Here is a 14170-nt window from a genome sequence, read left to right on the forward strand (position 1 = left end):
CCGTGATAAAGGGGTGTACGATGCAAAAAATGAACAATTCGCTGCAAAATTACGCGTGGGGCAGTAAAACTGCGTTGACTGAGCTATACGGTATTGCGAATCCTCAGAGCCTGCCGATGGCGGAACTCTGGATGGGCGCGCATCCGAAAAGCCCTTCCACCGTGATGGATCAGGGCACCGCGCGTTCGCTGCGCGACGTAATTGATGCCGCGCCCGCCGCCATGCTGGGCGAAGCGGTCGCCCAGCGTTTTGGTGAACTGCCCTTCCTGTTCAAAGTGTTGTGTGCCGATCAGCCGCTGTCGATTCAGGTCCATCCTAGCAAACGCGCGGCCGAAGTGGGCTTTGCCCGTGAGAATGCGGCAGGTATTCCACTGACCGCCGCTGAGCGTAATTACAAAGATGCCAACCACAAGCCCGAACTGGTTTACGCGTTAACGCCCTTCCAGGCGATGAATGGCTTTCGCACATTAACCGGGATGGTCTCACTGCTGGAGCCGGTAGCCGGCGCACATCCACAGATTGCCCATTTTCTGCAGCATCCCGATCAGGATACGCTGGCCGCGCTGTTCTCGACGCTGTTGTCACTGGAAGGCGAGGCGAAATCGCTGGCGCTGGGCGTACTGAAATCAGCGCTGAATGCACAACAGGGCGAGCCGTGGCAGACCATCCGCATGATTTCAGCCGGGTATCCTGACGACAGCGGCCTGTTTTCACCGCTGCTGCTGAATGTCATTACCCTGCAACCAGGCGAGGCAATGTTCCTCTACGCTGAAACCCCGCACGCTTATCTTAAAGGGGTGGCGCTTGAGGTGATGGCAAACTCAGATAACGTGTTACGGGCCGGTTTAACCCCGAAGTATATCGATATTGCCGAACTGATGGCTAACCTGAAATTTGAGGAGAAGCCAGCCAGCACGCTGCTGACCAAGCCAGAACAACAGGGCAACGCGCTGCGCTTCCCGATTCCGGTCGAGGATTTTGCCTTTGCTATTCATGCCCTGAACACAGAACCGCAATCGCTGGAGCAGCAGAGCGCCGCATTACTGTTCTGTATCGAAGGTCAGGCGGTGATCGCTAAAGGCGAGCAGCAAGTAACGCTGAAACCGGGCGAATCCTGCTTCATTACTGCCAGCGAATCACCGGTGACCGTCGCCGGAACGGGCCGACTGGCGCGGGTATTTAACGACTTAGGGTGAAGCGGCTGACGGAACCCCTGTTAACTGCTATTATTTCAACCTATTAGCTTTTAAACGCCTGCAGGCGTTTTTCTTCGGTCGTCGGGGTAATCCTGCGGCATAAGCGGACTCAAGGATAAGGACGAATCAGCAATGAAAAAGACCAATGTTGCCGTAGGTGTCATCATCGCACTGGGCGTGATCTGGACTGGCGCGGCATGGTTCACCGGCAAGCAAATTGAAAGCCACAGGGATCAGCTGGTGCAAAACGCCAATAACCAGCTGAATGCTTATGCCCCAAACAGCCGACTGAAGATTAGCTATCAGGACTATCAGCGCGGCGTGTTCAGCAGCAAAGTAAATCTGGTGATTCAGGCTAACTCCCAGACGGAAGATAATCCTCTGCTGAAGCCTGGCCAGAGCATCATCCTGAATGAAACCATCGATCATGGCCCTTTTCCATTTGCTCAGCTGAAGCATTTTAATTTGATCCCGAGCATGGCCTCGGTTCATACCGAACTGGCTAATACCGATGCGGTTAAAAAACTGTTTGAGCTGACCGGCAACACGTCGCTAATCAACGCAGATACCCGCATCGGCTATAGCGGTGCCACCGACACTGCGCTGCACGTCCTGCCTGTCGATTATCAGAATGCACAGACCGGCGAACGTCTGGCCACCAATGGCGGCACCCTGAACGTCAGCGCTGACAATAAAGGCGATAAAGTGTCGCTGGACAGTGACGTTGATAGCCTCGCGCTGACCAGTAAAAATGAGATGGGCCAGCCGGTGCTGTTTACCCTCAATGGTCTGAAGCTGAGCGGTAACACGCACCTTAGCCCGGAAGGCGTGCGTATTGGTGACCAGTCGGTCGATATTGAGAAGGTCAATGCCAGCATTAATGGACAGGACGCCCTGACGCTGCACAAAATGAAAGGCACCTCTTCTTTCGATAACAGCGCCGGGAAGATTGGCGGCGATATCGACTACAAGGTTGAAGGCATTCAGCTGCAGAAGCAGGATTTTGGTCAGGCAGCGCTGAAGATGAAACTGTCACAGTTTGATGCGCAGGCGGTAAAGGCGTTCTCCGATCGTTACAACGCGCAGATGCAGGAACTGCTGAACCAGCCTGGCGTCGCGGAAAACCCCATCCGCTATCAGGCGGGCGTGCATCAGATTCTTATGAATAATCTGCCGATGTTGCTGAAAGGCTCGCCATCAATCAGCATCGCACCGCTGAGCTGGAAAAATGACAAAGGCGAAAGCACCTTTAATCTGACGGCCAGTTTCAACGATCCCGCGGTGGTGACGGGTGAAGCACAAAGCCTGAGCAGCATGGTTGATCGCGTCCTGAAAACCCTGGACAGCAAGCTGACCATCAACATGCCGATGGCGACCGAAATCATGCATAAAGTGGGTCTGGCTGAGGGGTATCAGGCCGATGATGCACAAAAACTGGCAGATCAGCAGGTGAAAGGTCTGGCGGCGATGGGCCAGATGTTCCGCCTGACCCAGCAGCAGGATAACAATATCGTTACCAGCCTGCAGTACGCCAACGGTCAGGTGAATATGAACGGCGACAAGATGACGCTGGAGCAATTTCTGTCCCGCTATATGCTGGGCATGCCGACCAGCGAAGGCATGCCGCAGTAATTTCCAATGACATGCAGAGAGGCGACCTTTGGGTCGCCTTTTTTATGCCCATCCGCGAATAACCCGCCGGGCGGCCTTATCACATTCTGCCGGACGACATCGGGAGGCGCCATAGGGCTATGAACACGGCTAAACAGCCCCCTGTTCCGTGGGGGCTTTTTACCTCAACGTCGAAAAGCGTCAACGTGCCGGGCCTGACCGGAACCTGGGAGATCATCCATAGTGCGGCTGACAGAGCGGCCTGGTTTCTGGCGCTGATTCGGGAAGGGGCCGCGATGATACCCGGCTCGACCGGCGGCGATGCCGGCAGAGGGTTTATGCGTTTTAATGTTGGCTGTCCGTGCAGCAAACCAGAAGATGGCCTTTCGCGCCTGATTGCGGCAATCCATCAGTTGCAGGGCTGACATCAACCGGCGAAGCGATCCTCGCCCGCCCATTATGTGTAATTAAGCAGCATCCAGCGCGGCTGTTGCGCAAATAGCTGGCGCTGTTGCGCAAGATATTTTTATAATGCTCTGCACTTCACCGACAACTGAGCGAGTGCGCCATGATCGATTCTAAAATTCCGCTGACTGATATTCACCGCCACCTTGATGGCAACATTCGTGCACAAACCATTCTCGATTTAGGTCGCCAGTTTAATCTTGCCCTGCCCGCCTCAACCCTGGAGACGCTGCGTCCGCATGTGCAGGTCGGCCAGAATGAACCTGACCTGGTGAGCTTCCTGCAGAAGCTCGACTGGGGTGTGAAAGTGCTGGGTGATCTTGATGCCTGCCGCCGGATCGCGCAGGAGAATGTCGAAGATGCGGCCCGCGCTGGCATTCACTACGCTGAACTGCGTTTTTCCCCTGGTTATATGGCGATGACCCACAACCTGCCGATTGCCGGAGTGGTTGAAGCAGTCATTGAGGGCGTGCGCGCTGGTCGCCAGCAGGACAATATTGACGTGCGTCTGATTGGTATTATGAGCCGCACCTTTGGCGAAGATGCCTGCCTCGCCGAACTGGAAGGTCTGCTTGCCCATCGTGATCACATCACTGCAGTCGATCTGGCGGGTGATGAGCTTGGCTTCCCAGGCAGCGAATTCCTGAGCCACTTTACCCAGGCGCGCGATGCCGGTTTCCGCGTGACCGTGCATGCGGGCGAAGCAGCCGGACCAGAGAGTATCTGGCAGGCGATTCGTGAACTGGGTGCCGAACGTATCGGCCACGGCGTGAAAGCGATTGAAGATCGCGCGCTGATGGATTTCCTGGCGGAGCACCATATTGGTATTGAATCCTGCCTGACCTCCAATATCCAGACCAGCACCGTGTCCTCACTGGCGCAACATCCGCTGAAGACGTTCCTTGAGCATGGCATTCTGGCGACCATCAACACGGATGATCCGGCGGTTCAGGGTATTGAACTGGCGCATGAGTATCATCACGCCGCACCGGCTGCGGGTCTGAGCGCCGCGCAGATCCGTCAGGCGCAGGAGAATGGTCTGACTATCGCCTTCCTTAGCGAGGCAGAGAAAGCGGCAATTCGCGCCCGCGTGCAGTAATCCGGGCGGCAGCGATAAACAACGGGCCGGTTAAGCTTAATGACTGACTCCGGGCCAGTTCGCTGTGGGAGTCTGCCTGCGCAGAGAAGACGTTCACATCGGAAAGACGCCATACCCGGAATGATCATAGCGCAGTAGATAACATAATTCGCTGGTTCAGACTCCGGCACTGGTGGTCCGCAGGCTGTTCACCGGGTGATGGAAGCAACCGGCATTTATCACGAGTGGCTGGCCACTGACGTCCACGACGCGAGCGTCTGTCTGCCACTGGCTACCCATACCGCAGGCAATTTGTCTGCGGTATGGGAATGATGACCAAACGGACGAAGCGGATGCGTAGAGGCTGGCTTGTCACCCTCCCCTGAAAAATCCTTACCGCTGGGAGTCGCCTCCACCCGAAATCAGACATCTTAGTGCGATCTTACGGCGTCGGAACGTACTGCCAGGGGATATCGTGCGTGAGAAAAACCGGCTGGAGAAAGGCCAGTGTGCCGACACGTCTGCAGATATCATCTTTGCCTGCATGCGCATCACACAACTGCTCCGTGAGGAGGTAGACAGGTTTGCGCAGCCAATCAACGCACACCTTCAGGTTAGTGCTGCTCTTAAGCGGGATGACTGCCTGCATAGCTTTTAGCACAATGCCTGAACCCTCTTTTATCAGTGCAGCGCTCGCTACACTGATAGATCCCCTGGCTTATAAGCGGTCATGATCTGATTACCGCCGCCTGCCTTAGCGTAGTTTTTCCAGCAACTGCTCTGCGCCTTTATCCACACCTGTCTCTGCTGCGCTCATTGAGCCAAACGTTGCACCTACGTTCATCGCGTTAGGATATTGCTCTGCCACGTAAGCCAGCAGAAGTTCGCCGGAAGCGGCATCCTGTATTTCAACGGCGTAGTTGACGTACCCGCTCATCAGACCGCGCCCACCCCGCACGGACTGAACAATGTTATACGGACCGCCAGCCAGGTCGAATTTGGTAAAGGTTCCCACAACCTGTGGCGTTGTGTCCGCGCCGGTCAGCGTCAGCTTAAGCCGGAGAGAAGGTGCGTTCCCGGCGCTGGTGTTGACAGTAAATTTCTCTGACAGCACGTTGGCAAACGTCTTCTTCATGTAGTCTGCCAGATTACGCCGGTCTTCCTGAGACAGGTCATTAAACTGCGCATCGCTGCCGCTATAGATTTCGACAGGGTCGATGGTGATGCTGCGGTATTGACTCCAGTTTACGGGCGCGGCGTAGCGGAAAGGGATCCGATCGCTGTCCTCCGCCGTATTAGGTGTCATCCGGGATGTGGACTCAATGCCGGAGTATTTAACAGGTGATGTGGACGAACATCCCGCAACGGCAATGGCGGCGGTCAGGATAAGCGTTCGGGACAGCTGTTTTGTCAGGCAAACCATAAATTATTCTCCGGTTAATTTTAATATAATGAACTGTACGGTCTAGTTAATATGGTTTATGCTGACTCTGTCAAGAAAATGTTTCAGTTCGTGTCTGTGACCTTCACATGAGGAGTTCGAAATGCTTCACCTAAACCCGGAATTTTCGTCATCAGGCATCACGTACTGGACCTGTTCCCGGCAGGTTACCGCGCCAGCACGCAGGAAGGATATGCCGGAGACCCTGCAGGAAGAGAGTGCTGGACACGCCGGTTTTATCCGGGGCCTGCCGCTCCGCTATTCAGCCCTGCCGGTGCGGCGCAGACTGATAAGAATGATGCTGACATTGCAGAAATACGGCGAAGCCAGCGGCAGTCTTGACATCCGGGGACAGGACGCCTTTACGCCAGCAGCGGATTATGCGCGGAGCATTATTGATACAGCGATGCTGCGCGGAGAGTTGCGCTGCCGGCCCTCTGGCGAAATGGCTCACGCTTATCTGAGGCAGATGGAGGAGCTGCGGAGCCAAATGGCTGGCCTTCAACAGGACAAGGCGTTGTTCCGTAAAGAAGTGAGGCGCAGAACAGCTAATTTTCTGCAGCGGTATGCCGCGGGTGCAGGAGCATGACGGTGCTGCTTATCCGGGCTGCTCTGGCGCTTGTTTTTGTTGCTGGCGGCATCCTCACCGCATTTGACGTCCAGGTCAGCTGATGAATCTCTGGCTGATCGCTGACGCGCTGGAAAATACGCCGCCGCAGCAAGGGTTTGTGTATGCAGCGATGCTGATAACCGTAACGTACGCCCTGCTGAGAACCGCCGGCAACCTCAGTGAAATGCGCCGTCTGCGCCGGTTTGGGCAGCGCCGGACCGAATACTATTCAGTGAGGGTGTGGGGGGCCTCATCAGGGGTGGTGCGACTATTTCTGGTGGCGGAATGCCTCACGGTGGATGTGCTATCTGTGCTGGTCGTGCGGGTGCTCAGCGACGTCACCCTCTGATAAAAACACCCGATGCCTCAGGTTCGATTCACAGGGGCACATGTTTTCAGGACCTCATAAGCAAGCACGACACAGGAAGACAAATTCAATGATGGAGCAGCTGTCAGGGATTAACGGGGGGCCTGGATGGACCGGAGCATGATAAGCATCCTGATTTATTTGGCATTGTCGTGCTGGCCGTCGTGATTATGTGGTGGCACTTTGTCAGCGTGGTGACGCACCCGATATAAATACCTCTACGGCGCTTTTCACCATGGCAACAATATCTTCGCGCGTATAAACCGGCATCGTGTGCCGGAGAAAGAGCTCGTCAGCTTCGGCCTTAACCAGCGCAGAAAACTGCCTCGCCCTCAGGTCAGGGCGGGCGGGCAGCAGGTCGCCGGTTTTAATATACTGCGCCATCAGCGTCGCCAGAGCGTCCATGCTTTCCCGGACACCGGACTCATAAAAAATTTCGCCGATGCTGGAATGACCTGCCTCGCCGATAACCATGCGATATAGCTGAAGCCCCTTCCAGTCCGACGTCATGGCATACAGCATGCCCTCGCCAAAGCGCTGCAGCCTGTCAGGCAGGGGCAGATTACGGCTGTCCTGACTGTAAATATCCTCCGCTGCGCGCGTCAGAAAATTAGTGCCATAGGCCCTGACGACGGCGTCAAGAAGGCTTTCCTTGGAGGAAAAATAGTTGTAGAGCGTAGCTTTAGAGCACTCCGCCATTCTGGCTACCCCCTCCATGGAAGCGCGTTCGTACCCCTGCTCGAGAAAGACTGTCGTAGCGGCATTCAGGATGTCATTTCGTTTCTTTTCAGTCAGCGTTCGCATGTGATTTCTCCCTGTAGAATCGCATATATTAACAGAACCACCTGGTTCATTAAAGGCGTGCAATTTTTCGTTTCACTCTTCAGATTGTGGACTTGCCTCTTCAGGAAAATGAGCACGCCACACCGCCTATCAGTCTGATCCGGGCGTATTTATGGTCAGCTTAGGCATTAATCACACGCGTCAAAACAGATTTTCATGGCCCCCCGCTCAGCCAGTACAAAGTGACCACTGATTTGCAGATAGCATCAGTGACCCGCCCCCTGATTAATGCAGTGCAGGATGTTATATCTTCTCTCTCTCAAACCGACGGATGCCGCCCTCCTGTTCGTCAATACCACCGTTTATCGCTTTCGCCTGGGGAAAGAGAGGAGATATCCAGCGCGCGGGTTGAAATACGCAGTAGCAGAGAAATAGCGAATAAAGTATCGGGTGTCCCTTCGACTATTCATCGTGAGTCCCCACTCATCGTGAGATCCAACGACACGGAGGAGCAACGAATTACCGTGCGACATAAGCGGATAAAACCGCAACGGATCATGTCCTGATGCCCAGGCTTTGCACGTTAATTGTAAGCCTTGCATTGTGTAAAATAATTGCCGCGACAGGCTGGAACTTAACACGGTAGCTGATACGCTTGACCCGCGTCATCCATGGCGCGGGAGGCTTGTCTCTTCTCACCATCTTCCCTGCGCACTGAGCGAGTATACGCTGTCAGATTCTCGCTGCTTTGGAGTTGCCAGCAGTCTGGCGGGACGGATAAACAGCCCATATTGCACGCTCTGATTAAACGCGCTTCAGCGACATCGTCTGGCGTTTCTCGGCAGATTGCAGACCCAGTTCAATCAGTTCCATCACCTGAATTGCCTCTTCTGCCGTCACCGGGTTATTACCGCGTCCGGCTATCGCATCGCGGATGCCTGCGTAGTAAGCGGGATAGTTGCCCGGCTGGGTCAGCTGACTGGTTTCCGTCAGTGAATCGCCGTCAACCAGCGTCAGGGTACCATCGCGCATGTCATAACCCCAGTCAGCCTGCGGCGGGAAATCCCCCGATTTCAGGCGATCTTCCTGCGGATCCAGACCATATTTGACGTAACTGCCTCGCGTGCCGTGGACGGTATAACGGGCCGACTCCGCCGCCACCAGCATGCTGGCGTGCAGCACCACACGACGCTGCGGATAGATCAGCGTGGCATGAAAGTAGTCGGTGGCCTGCGCGCCTGGACGCATCTCGGCCAGATCGACCGTGATAGCAACCGGCGGGCCAAACAACTGCAGCGCCTGGTCCAGCAGATGCGGCCCCAGGTCATACCAGATCCCGCTGCCTGCGCCTTTCATCTCGCGCCAGCGATGACGCACTTCCAGACGGAAGCGGTCAAAGTGTGATTCGACGTAGCGCACGTCACCCAACGTGCCAGCCTCAATCAAAGATTTCAGCGTCAGGAAGTCGCTGTCCCAGCGGCGGTTATGGAACACCGAGAGCAGCAGCCCTTTGGCTTGCGCCAGCGCATCGAGTTCGCGCGCCTGTGACAACGTCACGGTAAACGGTTTGTCGACCACCACATGTTTACCGGCATTCAGGGCCGCTTTGGCCAGCGGGAAGTGCGTGTCATTGGGGGTAGGAATAACAATTAATTGCAGAGTCGGGTCGTCCAGCAGCTTCTGAGGATCGGCCACCACCTGAACGGCAGGCCAGTCGGCGTGGACTTTTCTGGCGTCGCTACTGGAAATCGCGGCCAGCTCGACGTCCGGCGTCCCCGCAATCAGCGGGGCATGAAACGTTTTACTGGCGAAACCGTAGCCGATAAGACCAACACGTAATTTATCGCTCATTTTGATTCCTCTTTGTCGCTAACCTGATTGATTTAAGACCATTAACCAGGCGAGAACAAGGCGGAATTCCCCGAAAAAACTAAGAGATAGGACTTCGCGCCGGGGGCCAGGCGGTCTGAGCGGCCAGACTGTCGTGCGCATCCTGATTACGACGGCGGAAGTCGCTAGGACTGACGCCGACCCGCTTACGAAACACCCGCGAGAAATAGAGCTGGTCGTCATAGCCCACTTCCCGTCCCACGGAGGCGATTGGCTCCTGAGTGGTTTGCAGCAGCAATTTAGCGCGGATTACCCGCTGATCTTCACGCCAGCGCAGCAGGTTCACGCTCATCTGCTCACGGAACAGATGCGCCAGCCGTGACGGTGACAGACAGACGTGACGCGCCACCTCTTCTATTTTGACCTCGCTGGCGAGATGGTTGGTGACATACTGGCAGGCTTCAATTACGCGCGGATCGCGGATTAACTGATGGCTGCGCGGATCTTCTTCAACGGCGCGCAGCAGCAGGCGTTCCAGCAGGTTCATCGCCAGCTCTTCAGCATAGCGGCGGCCCGAGTTGTGGGTCTGTTCGATACTGGCAAACAGGCGGTCAAACTCGCCGCGCAGCGATTCCGGCAGCAGCAGTCGCCCCACGCCCTCCTGCTCATCCTGCCAGCGCAGCCAGTCGTGCCAATAGGCGCGCGGACGGAAATAGACCCAGCGATGGAACCACTGTGGGCTGTCCGGCGCGCGACCATAATAGTGGGCGGTTTTCGGCTGAAACAGCAGCATTTCGCCAGGTTCGCAGTCAAACGCCCGTTCGCCGTCGAAGACCCGCCCTTTACCTTTGATGGTGAGATTCAGAATGTAACCTTTCATGCCGTGCGGACGATCGATAAAGAAATCGAGCGCACCCTCTGCGGTGATAGGCGTCAGCCCCGCCACCAGCCAGGCGTTGAATGAGTAGCCCGGCAACAAGGGGTTTTGCTGCTCGGCCGGTAATTCACGGTGATACATAACATCCTCACTCCGTCTGTTATTGTTCGGATAGCCCGCAAAGGCTTCTGACTCTGCGGGCCAACGACTCGCTCACTCAGGCTTTTTTCTGTTTATAACGGTCAAAAATCACCGCGGCTAACAGTATCAAACCGCGCACCACATACTGTGAGAATGGCGAGATATTCAATAAATTCATCGCATTCTCTACAGTGCCGAGGATTAATACCCCTGCCACTACGTAGGAAATCTTGCCGATCCCCCCTTTCAGCGAAACGCCACCCAGCACGCAGGCAGAAATCACTACCAGTTCATAGCCGATTGACGTCATTGGCTGACCGCTGGTCATACGTGAGGCCAGAATGATGCCCGCCGCCGCTGAAACCAGACCGGAGAGGATAAAGATGATGATGCGGGTACGCACCACTGGCACACCCGCCAGTCGCGCCGCCTCTTCATTGCCGCCAATAGCCAGGGTATTGCGGCCAAAGGTGGTTTTGTTGAGCAGGAAGCCGAAAATCAGCATGGTGGCGAGCGTCAGCCAGATAGGGGCCGGCACGCCAAACCAGTTGGCAAAGCCCAGTTCAAAGAAGCGCTCATCTTCGATACCGACCGCTTTACCGTCAGAGAAGATATAGGCCAGGCCGCGCACAATCTGCATGGTCGCCAGGGTGGTTATCAGCGCGTTGATCTTAAGTCGGGCAATCACAAAGCCATTGATAAATCCCGTGATCATACCGAGCACCAGACCGGCACCCACACCAATCCACAGGCTTTCGGTCATGTTGATCACCACGGCAGTAACCACGCCAGCACAGGCGATGACTGAAGCGACCGACAGGTCAAAATCACCGGATGCCAGACAGAACAGCATGCCGCAAGCGACCATGCCGGACATCGACATCGCCAATCCTAAGCCTTTCATATTGATAAACGAGCCGAAGTTCGGCACAAAGATCGCACAGACAATAAACAGCAGTGCAAATACCACCAGCATGCCGAAGTTGTCCCAGATGCGACCTAACTGCAGGCCGCCGCGTGATGCTGGCTGCGGCGTATTTGAGGTCGTGGATGAAGCCATGTTGCTCTCCTGTCAGGCCACGGCGGCCGCTTGAGGGGTTATGGGCATCGCCAGGCTCAGCGTCTGCTGCTCCGTGGCGTCGTCATGCAGCAGCTCACCGGCAATGGCACCTTCACGCATCACGACGATGCGATCGGCCAGACCCATCACTTCCGGTAAATCGCTGGAGGCAAACAGCACCGCAATACCCCGATTTGCCAGCTGATAAATCAGGTTATAGATTTCATGTTTGGCACCGATATCGATGCCGCGCGTTGGCTCATCCAGCAGGATCACTTTCATCTCCTCGGAGAGCCAGCGCCCCAGAATCGCCTTCTGCTGGTTACCCCCGGAGAGGTTCATAATTAACTGACCGGCGCTGGGCGTTTTGATGTTCAGCGAGCGAATATGGCGGGTGGCATTTTCGTTTTCCCAGCCATTTTTAATCAGGCAGCCGGCGGTGAGGTTGTGACGACGGGCGCTGATGTTGATGTTATCGCGCACAGAGTGCACCGGAATAATGCCCTCGGCTTTGCGGTCTTCCGGGCAGAGCATGATGCCCGCACGGATGGCGTCGATTGGCTCACGTAACAGTAATGGTTTGCCATCGAGGATGACCTGACCGCCGCGCAGCCGCGTGCCGCCAAACAGCCCTTTCAGCAGTTCACTGCGTCCGGCACCGACCAGACCAAACAGCCCGACGATTTCACCGGCATGCACTTTCAGCGAAATGGGGGTCCGCACGCCCTTCGCGTCGACTTTGTCCAGTTCCAGCCGTACCGCGCCTTTGGCACGGGGTGAATAGCCATAGATATCACCGAGGTTCCGTCCCACCATCGCCTGCACCAGGTCGTCATGATGGGTAGTAGCCATGTCAGTAAACGTCCGCACGTAGCGGCCATCTTTAAAGACGGTGATGGCGTCACTGAGGGCGAAGATTTCTTCCATGCGGTGTGAAACGTAGAGCACCACCCGACCCTCCTGACGGAGCTGACGGATGACGCGGAACAGGTTCTCGATTTCACGCGCCGACAGGGAGCTGGTTGGCTCATCAAAAGCGATAATGCGCGCGTTACGTGCCAGCGCTTTGGCAATCTCCACCATCTGCCACTGTCCCAGCGACAGGTATTTCAGCGGCATATCGGGATCGATATCCATGCCGAGATTTTTCAGTTGCAGGCCCGCCTCAAAACGCAATAGCTTATGATTAACCAGCCCATGTTTGTGTGGAATCTGACCGAGATAGATGTTCTCCGCCACGCTCATTTCCGGCACCAGATGCAGCTCCTGGTAAATAATGGCGACGCCCGCGTCCAGCGCATCGGTGGTGCGCTGAAAGCTCATTGGCTGGCCTTTGATACGAATCTCGCCGCCGCTCGGCTGATAACTGCCGCTGAGTATTTTTAACAGCGTCGATTTGCCTGCGCCGTTCTCGCCCATCAGCGCATGGACTTCACCGCCACGGCAGTCGAAGGAGATATCCTGCAACGCTTTCACGCCAGGGAAGGTTTTACTGATGCCATGAAACGACAGAAATGCTGAATCAGTGTTCATGTTTATCCTCACTCTTTCGCGCCGCCCGCCTGTTGTGGCGGGCGGCGCGAAATGGGCTATTAAGGATGCCAGGCTACGACCAGCCTGGCAGGCTCAGGGTTACATCAGTCCTTTTTTCGCCAGTTCCGTTTTGAAGTTGTCACGGGTGATCAGTACGACATCGGTCACTTCGGTGAATTTCGGTGGCTCTTCATCTTTGCTCACCCAGTTGTAGAGCATCTGGCTGCTTTTGTAGCCGTGGATATCCGGGCTTGGCAGCAGCGAACCGTAGAAGCCGGTCGCCTTCTCTTTCGACAATTCACTGATGGCATCCACGCCGTTGATGCCGATGCCGATAACGTCAGCCGCTTTAAAACCCTGACCTTCGGTAGCCCGTACACCGCCCAGCACGGTGTTGTCGTTCATGCCGACAATCAGCCAGTGCTTAACATCAGGATGCTGAACCAGCAGGGAGTTACCAGCGTCAAACGCGCCGGGGATATCGTTGGATTTGGTTGGCACCTGATAGATCTGGGCTGCCGGGAAGCCTGCGGCTTTGATGGCGTCCATTGAGCCGCCAGTACGACGACGCGCGGTGTCGAGTTCGTTAGCGGTAATTGCCATTACGCCAGTGGTTTTCACATCCCAGCCGCGTTTTTGCATCTCTTTATAGAGTTCCTGACCCTGGCGCTCACCAATTTTGGTGGCGGCCATCATCACCAGCGGCACGGTTTCCATTGGTTTCCCTTTGGCGGTAACGAACTGGTCATCCACCGCGATAACCTTCAGACCGTAGCCACGCGCTTTTGCCATGATGGCAGAGCCGAGTTTCGGATCGGGCGTACAGATAACAAAACCTTTCGCACCGTTCGCCGCCAGGCTGTCGATGGCATTGAGGGTTTTTTCACCATCCGGTACGGCAATTTTGATGACCTCAAAGCCGTTATCTTTGCCCGCTTTGTCGGCGAATTTCCATTCAGTCTGGAACCAGGGTTCTTCTGGTTGCTTGACTAAAAAACCCAGCTTCATGGTCTCGGCGATAGCGGATTGTGACATAACCGCTGCCAGGCCAATAGCCGCGAACGCTTTAGTGAATTTATGCATGATGCTCTCCGGTACCAGGTTATTTTTCGCTGCTAATAACGAATCGGTGTAAACGCTACCAGTAAGATTTGTTTTGTGGGTACAGCCATAAATCA

Annotated in this window: 13 protein-coding genes; 6 read left to right on the forward strand and 7 right to left on the reverse strand. The window is 55.5% G+C overall.

Features of this window, described 5'->3' with window-relative positions; genetic code table 11:
• The first annotated feature begins 20 nt into the window (after positions 1 to 20).
• The 4 genes from manA to add all read left to right on the forward strand — a co-directional run bounded on the left by manA (position 21) and on the right by add (position 4371).
• Entirely contained in the window at positions 21 to 1196 is a 1176-nt protein-coding gene (gene manA, locus WFO64_RS17920; protein WP_337013406.1) for a mannose-6-phosphate isomerase, read from the forward strand.
• Between the two features lie 132 nt (positions 1197 to 1328).
• Positions 1329 to 2828 carry a YdgA family protein gene (locus WFO64_RS17925; protein ID WP_337013407.1) on the forward strand — a complete coding sequence of 500 codons (1500 nt, stop codon included), beginning with the start codon at positions 1329 to 1331 and terminating at the stop codon, positions 2826 to 2828.
• Positions 2829 to 2947: 119 nt separating this feature from the next.
• Positions 2948 to 3232, forward strand: a complete 285-nt coding sequence (locus WFO64_RS17930; RefSeq protein ID WP_337013408.1) for a hypothetical protein — start codon at positions 2948 to 2950, stop codon at positions 3230 to 3232.
• 143 nt (positions 3233 to 3375) lie between these two features.
• Positions 3376 to 4371 carry an adenosine deaminase gene (gene add, locus WFO64_RS17935; RefSeq protein WP_337013409.1) on the forward strand — a complete coding sequence of 332 codons (996 nt, stop codon included), beginning with the start codon at positions 3376 to 3378 and terminating at the stop codon, positions 4369 to 4371.
• Positions 4372 to 5104: 733 nt separating this feature from the next.
• On the opposite strand, the gene WFO64_RS17940 is transcribed toward add, so the two are convergent.
• Entirely contained in the window at positions 5105 to 5773 is a 669-nt protein-coding gene (locus tag WFO64_RS17940; RefSeq protein WP_337013410.1) for a DUF3313 domain-containing protein, read from the reverse strand.
• 211 nt (positions 5774 to 5984) lie between these two features.
• On the opposite strand from WFO64_RS17940, the gene WFO64_RS17945 reads away from it, so the two are divergent.
• Both WFO64_RS17945 and WFO64_RS17950 read left to right on the forward strand, forming a co-directional pair.
• Entirely contained in the window at positions 5985 to 6380 is a 396-nt protein-coding gene (locus tag WFO64_RS17945) for a hypothetical protein (RefSeq protein WP_337013411.1), read from the forward strand.
• 82 nt (positions 6381 to 6462) lie between these two features.
• The gene (locus tag WFO64_RS17950; protein ID WP_337013412.1) at positions 6463 to 6750 is read left to right on the forward strand and encodes a hypothetical protein; all 288 of its coding nucleotides are present in this window, start codon (positions 6463 to 6465) and stop codon (positions 6748 to 6750) included.
• A gap of 204 nt (positions 6751 to 6954) precedes the next feature.
• Here WFO64_RS17950 and WFO64_RS17955 read toward each other — a convergent pair whose 3' ends face one another.
• The 6 genes from WFO64_RS17955 to WFO64_RS17980 form a co-directional block, all read right to left on the reverse strand.
• On the reverse strand, positions 6955 to 7572 hold the full coding sequence (locus WFO64_RS17955) for a TetR/AcrR family transcriptional regulator (RefSeq protein ID WP_337013413.1): 618 nt from the start codon (positions 7570 to 7572) through the stop codon (positions 6955 to 6957).
• A gap of 783 nt (positions 7573 to 8355) precedes the next feature.
• Positions 8356 to 9402 carry an oxidoreductase gene (locus tag WFO64_RS17960; protein ID WP_337013414.1) on the reverse strand — a complete coding sequence of 349 codons (1047 nt, stop codon included), beginning with the start codon at positions 9400 to 9402 and terminating at the stop codon, positions 8356 to 8358.
• Between the two features lie 79 nt (positions 9403 to 9481).
• Positions 9482 to 10399, reverse strand: coding sequence for an arabinose operon transcriptional regulator AraC (araC, locus tag WFO64_RS17965; RefSeq protein ID WP_337013415.1), 918 nt, complete (start codon positions 10397 to 10399; stop codon positions 9482 to 9484).
• Positions 10400 to 10475: 76 nt separating this feature from the next.
• Positions 10476 to 11459 (reverse strand): L-arabinose ABC transporter permease AraH, encoded by a 984-nt coding sequence (gene araH, locus WFO64_RS17970; RefSeq protein ID WP_337013416.1) that lies wholly within the window; start codon positions 11457 to 11459, stop codon positions 10476 to 10478.
• 12 nt (positions 11460 to 11471) lie between these two features.
• Positions 11472 to 12992 (reverse strand): L-arabinose ABC transporter ATP-binding protein AraG, encoded by a 1521-nt coding sequence (gene araG, locus WFO64_RS17975; protein WP_337013417.1) that lies wholly within the window; start codon positions 12990 to 12992, stop codon positions 11472 to 11474.
• A gap of 99 nt (positions 12993 to 13091) precedes the next feature.
• A complete protein-coding gene (locus WFO64_RS17980) occupies positions 13092 to 14075 on the reverse strand; it encodes an arabinose ABC transporter substrate-binding protein (RefSeq protein WP_337013418.1) in 984 nt (327 codons plus the stop codon).
• Between the last annotated feature and the right edge of the window lie 95 nt (positions 14076 to 14170).

The organism is Pantoea sp. AS142 (assembly GCF_037152305.1).
Taxonomy (GTDB): Bacteria; Pseudomonadota; Gammaproteobacteria; order Enterobacterales; family Enterobacteriaceae; genus Pantoea.

What these genes read in the sequence shown, in the direction of transcription:
- manA (WP_337013406.1), top strand. Translation starts at nt 21, where the DNA reads ATGCAAAAAATGAACAATTCGCTGCAAAATTACGCGTGGGGCAGTAAA.
- WFO64_RS17925 (WP_337013407.1), top strand. Translation starts at nt 1,329, where the DNA reads ATGAAAAAGACCAATGTTGCCGTAGGTGTCATCATCGCACTGGGCGTG.
- WFO64_RS17930 (WP_337013408.1), top strand. Translation starts at nt 2,948, where the DNA reads ATGAACACGGCTAAACAGCCCCCTGTTCCGTGGGGGCTTTTTACCTCA.
- add (WP_337013409.1), top strand. Translation starts at nt 3,376, where the DNA reads ATGATCGATTCTAAAATTCCGCTGACTGATATTCACCGCCACCTTGAT.
- WFO64_RS17940 (WP_337013410.1), bottom strand. Translation starts at nt 5,773, where the DNA reads ATGGTTTGCCTGACAAAACAGCTGTCCCGAACGCTTATCCTGACCGCC.
- WFO64_RS17945 (WP_337013411.1), top strand. Translation starts at nt 5,985, where the DNA reads ATGCCGGAGACCCTGCAGGAAGAGAGTGCTGGACACGCCGGTTTTATC.
- WFO64_RS17950 (WP_337013412.1), top strand. Translation starts at nt 6,463, where the DNA reads ATGAATCTCTGGCTGATCGCTGACGCGCTGGAAAATACGCCGCCGCAG.
- WFO64_RS17955 (WP_337013413.1), bottom strand. Translation starts at nt 7,572, where the DNA reads ATGCGAACGCTGACTGAAAAGAAACGAAATGACATCCTGAATGCCGCT.
- WFO64_RS17960 (WP_337013414.1), bottom strand. Translation starts at nt 9,402, where the DNA reads ATGAGCGATAAATTACGTGTTGGTCTTATCGGCTACGGTTTCGCCAGT.
- araC (WP_337013415.1), bottom strand. Translation starts at nt 10,399, where the DNA reads ATGTATCACCGTGAATTACCGGCCGAGCAGCAAAACCCCTTGTTGCCG.
- araH (WP_337013416.1), bottom strand. Translation starts at nt 11,459, where the DNA reads ATGGCTTCATCCACGACCTCAAATACGCCGCAGCCAGCATCACGCGGC.
- araG (WP_337013417.1), bottom strand. Translation starts at nt 12,992, where the DNA reads ATGAACACTGATTCAGCATTTCTGTCGTTTCATGGCATCAGTAAAACC.
- WFO64_RS17980 (WP_337013418.1), bottom strand. Translation starts at nt 14,075, where the DNA reads ATGCATAAATTCACTAAAGCGTTCGCGGCTATTGGCCTGGCAGCGGTT.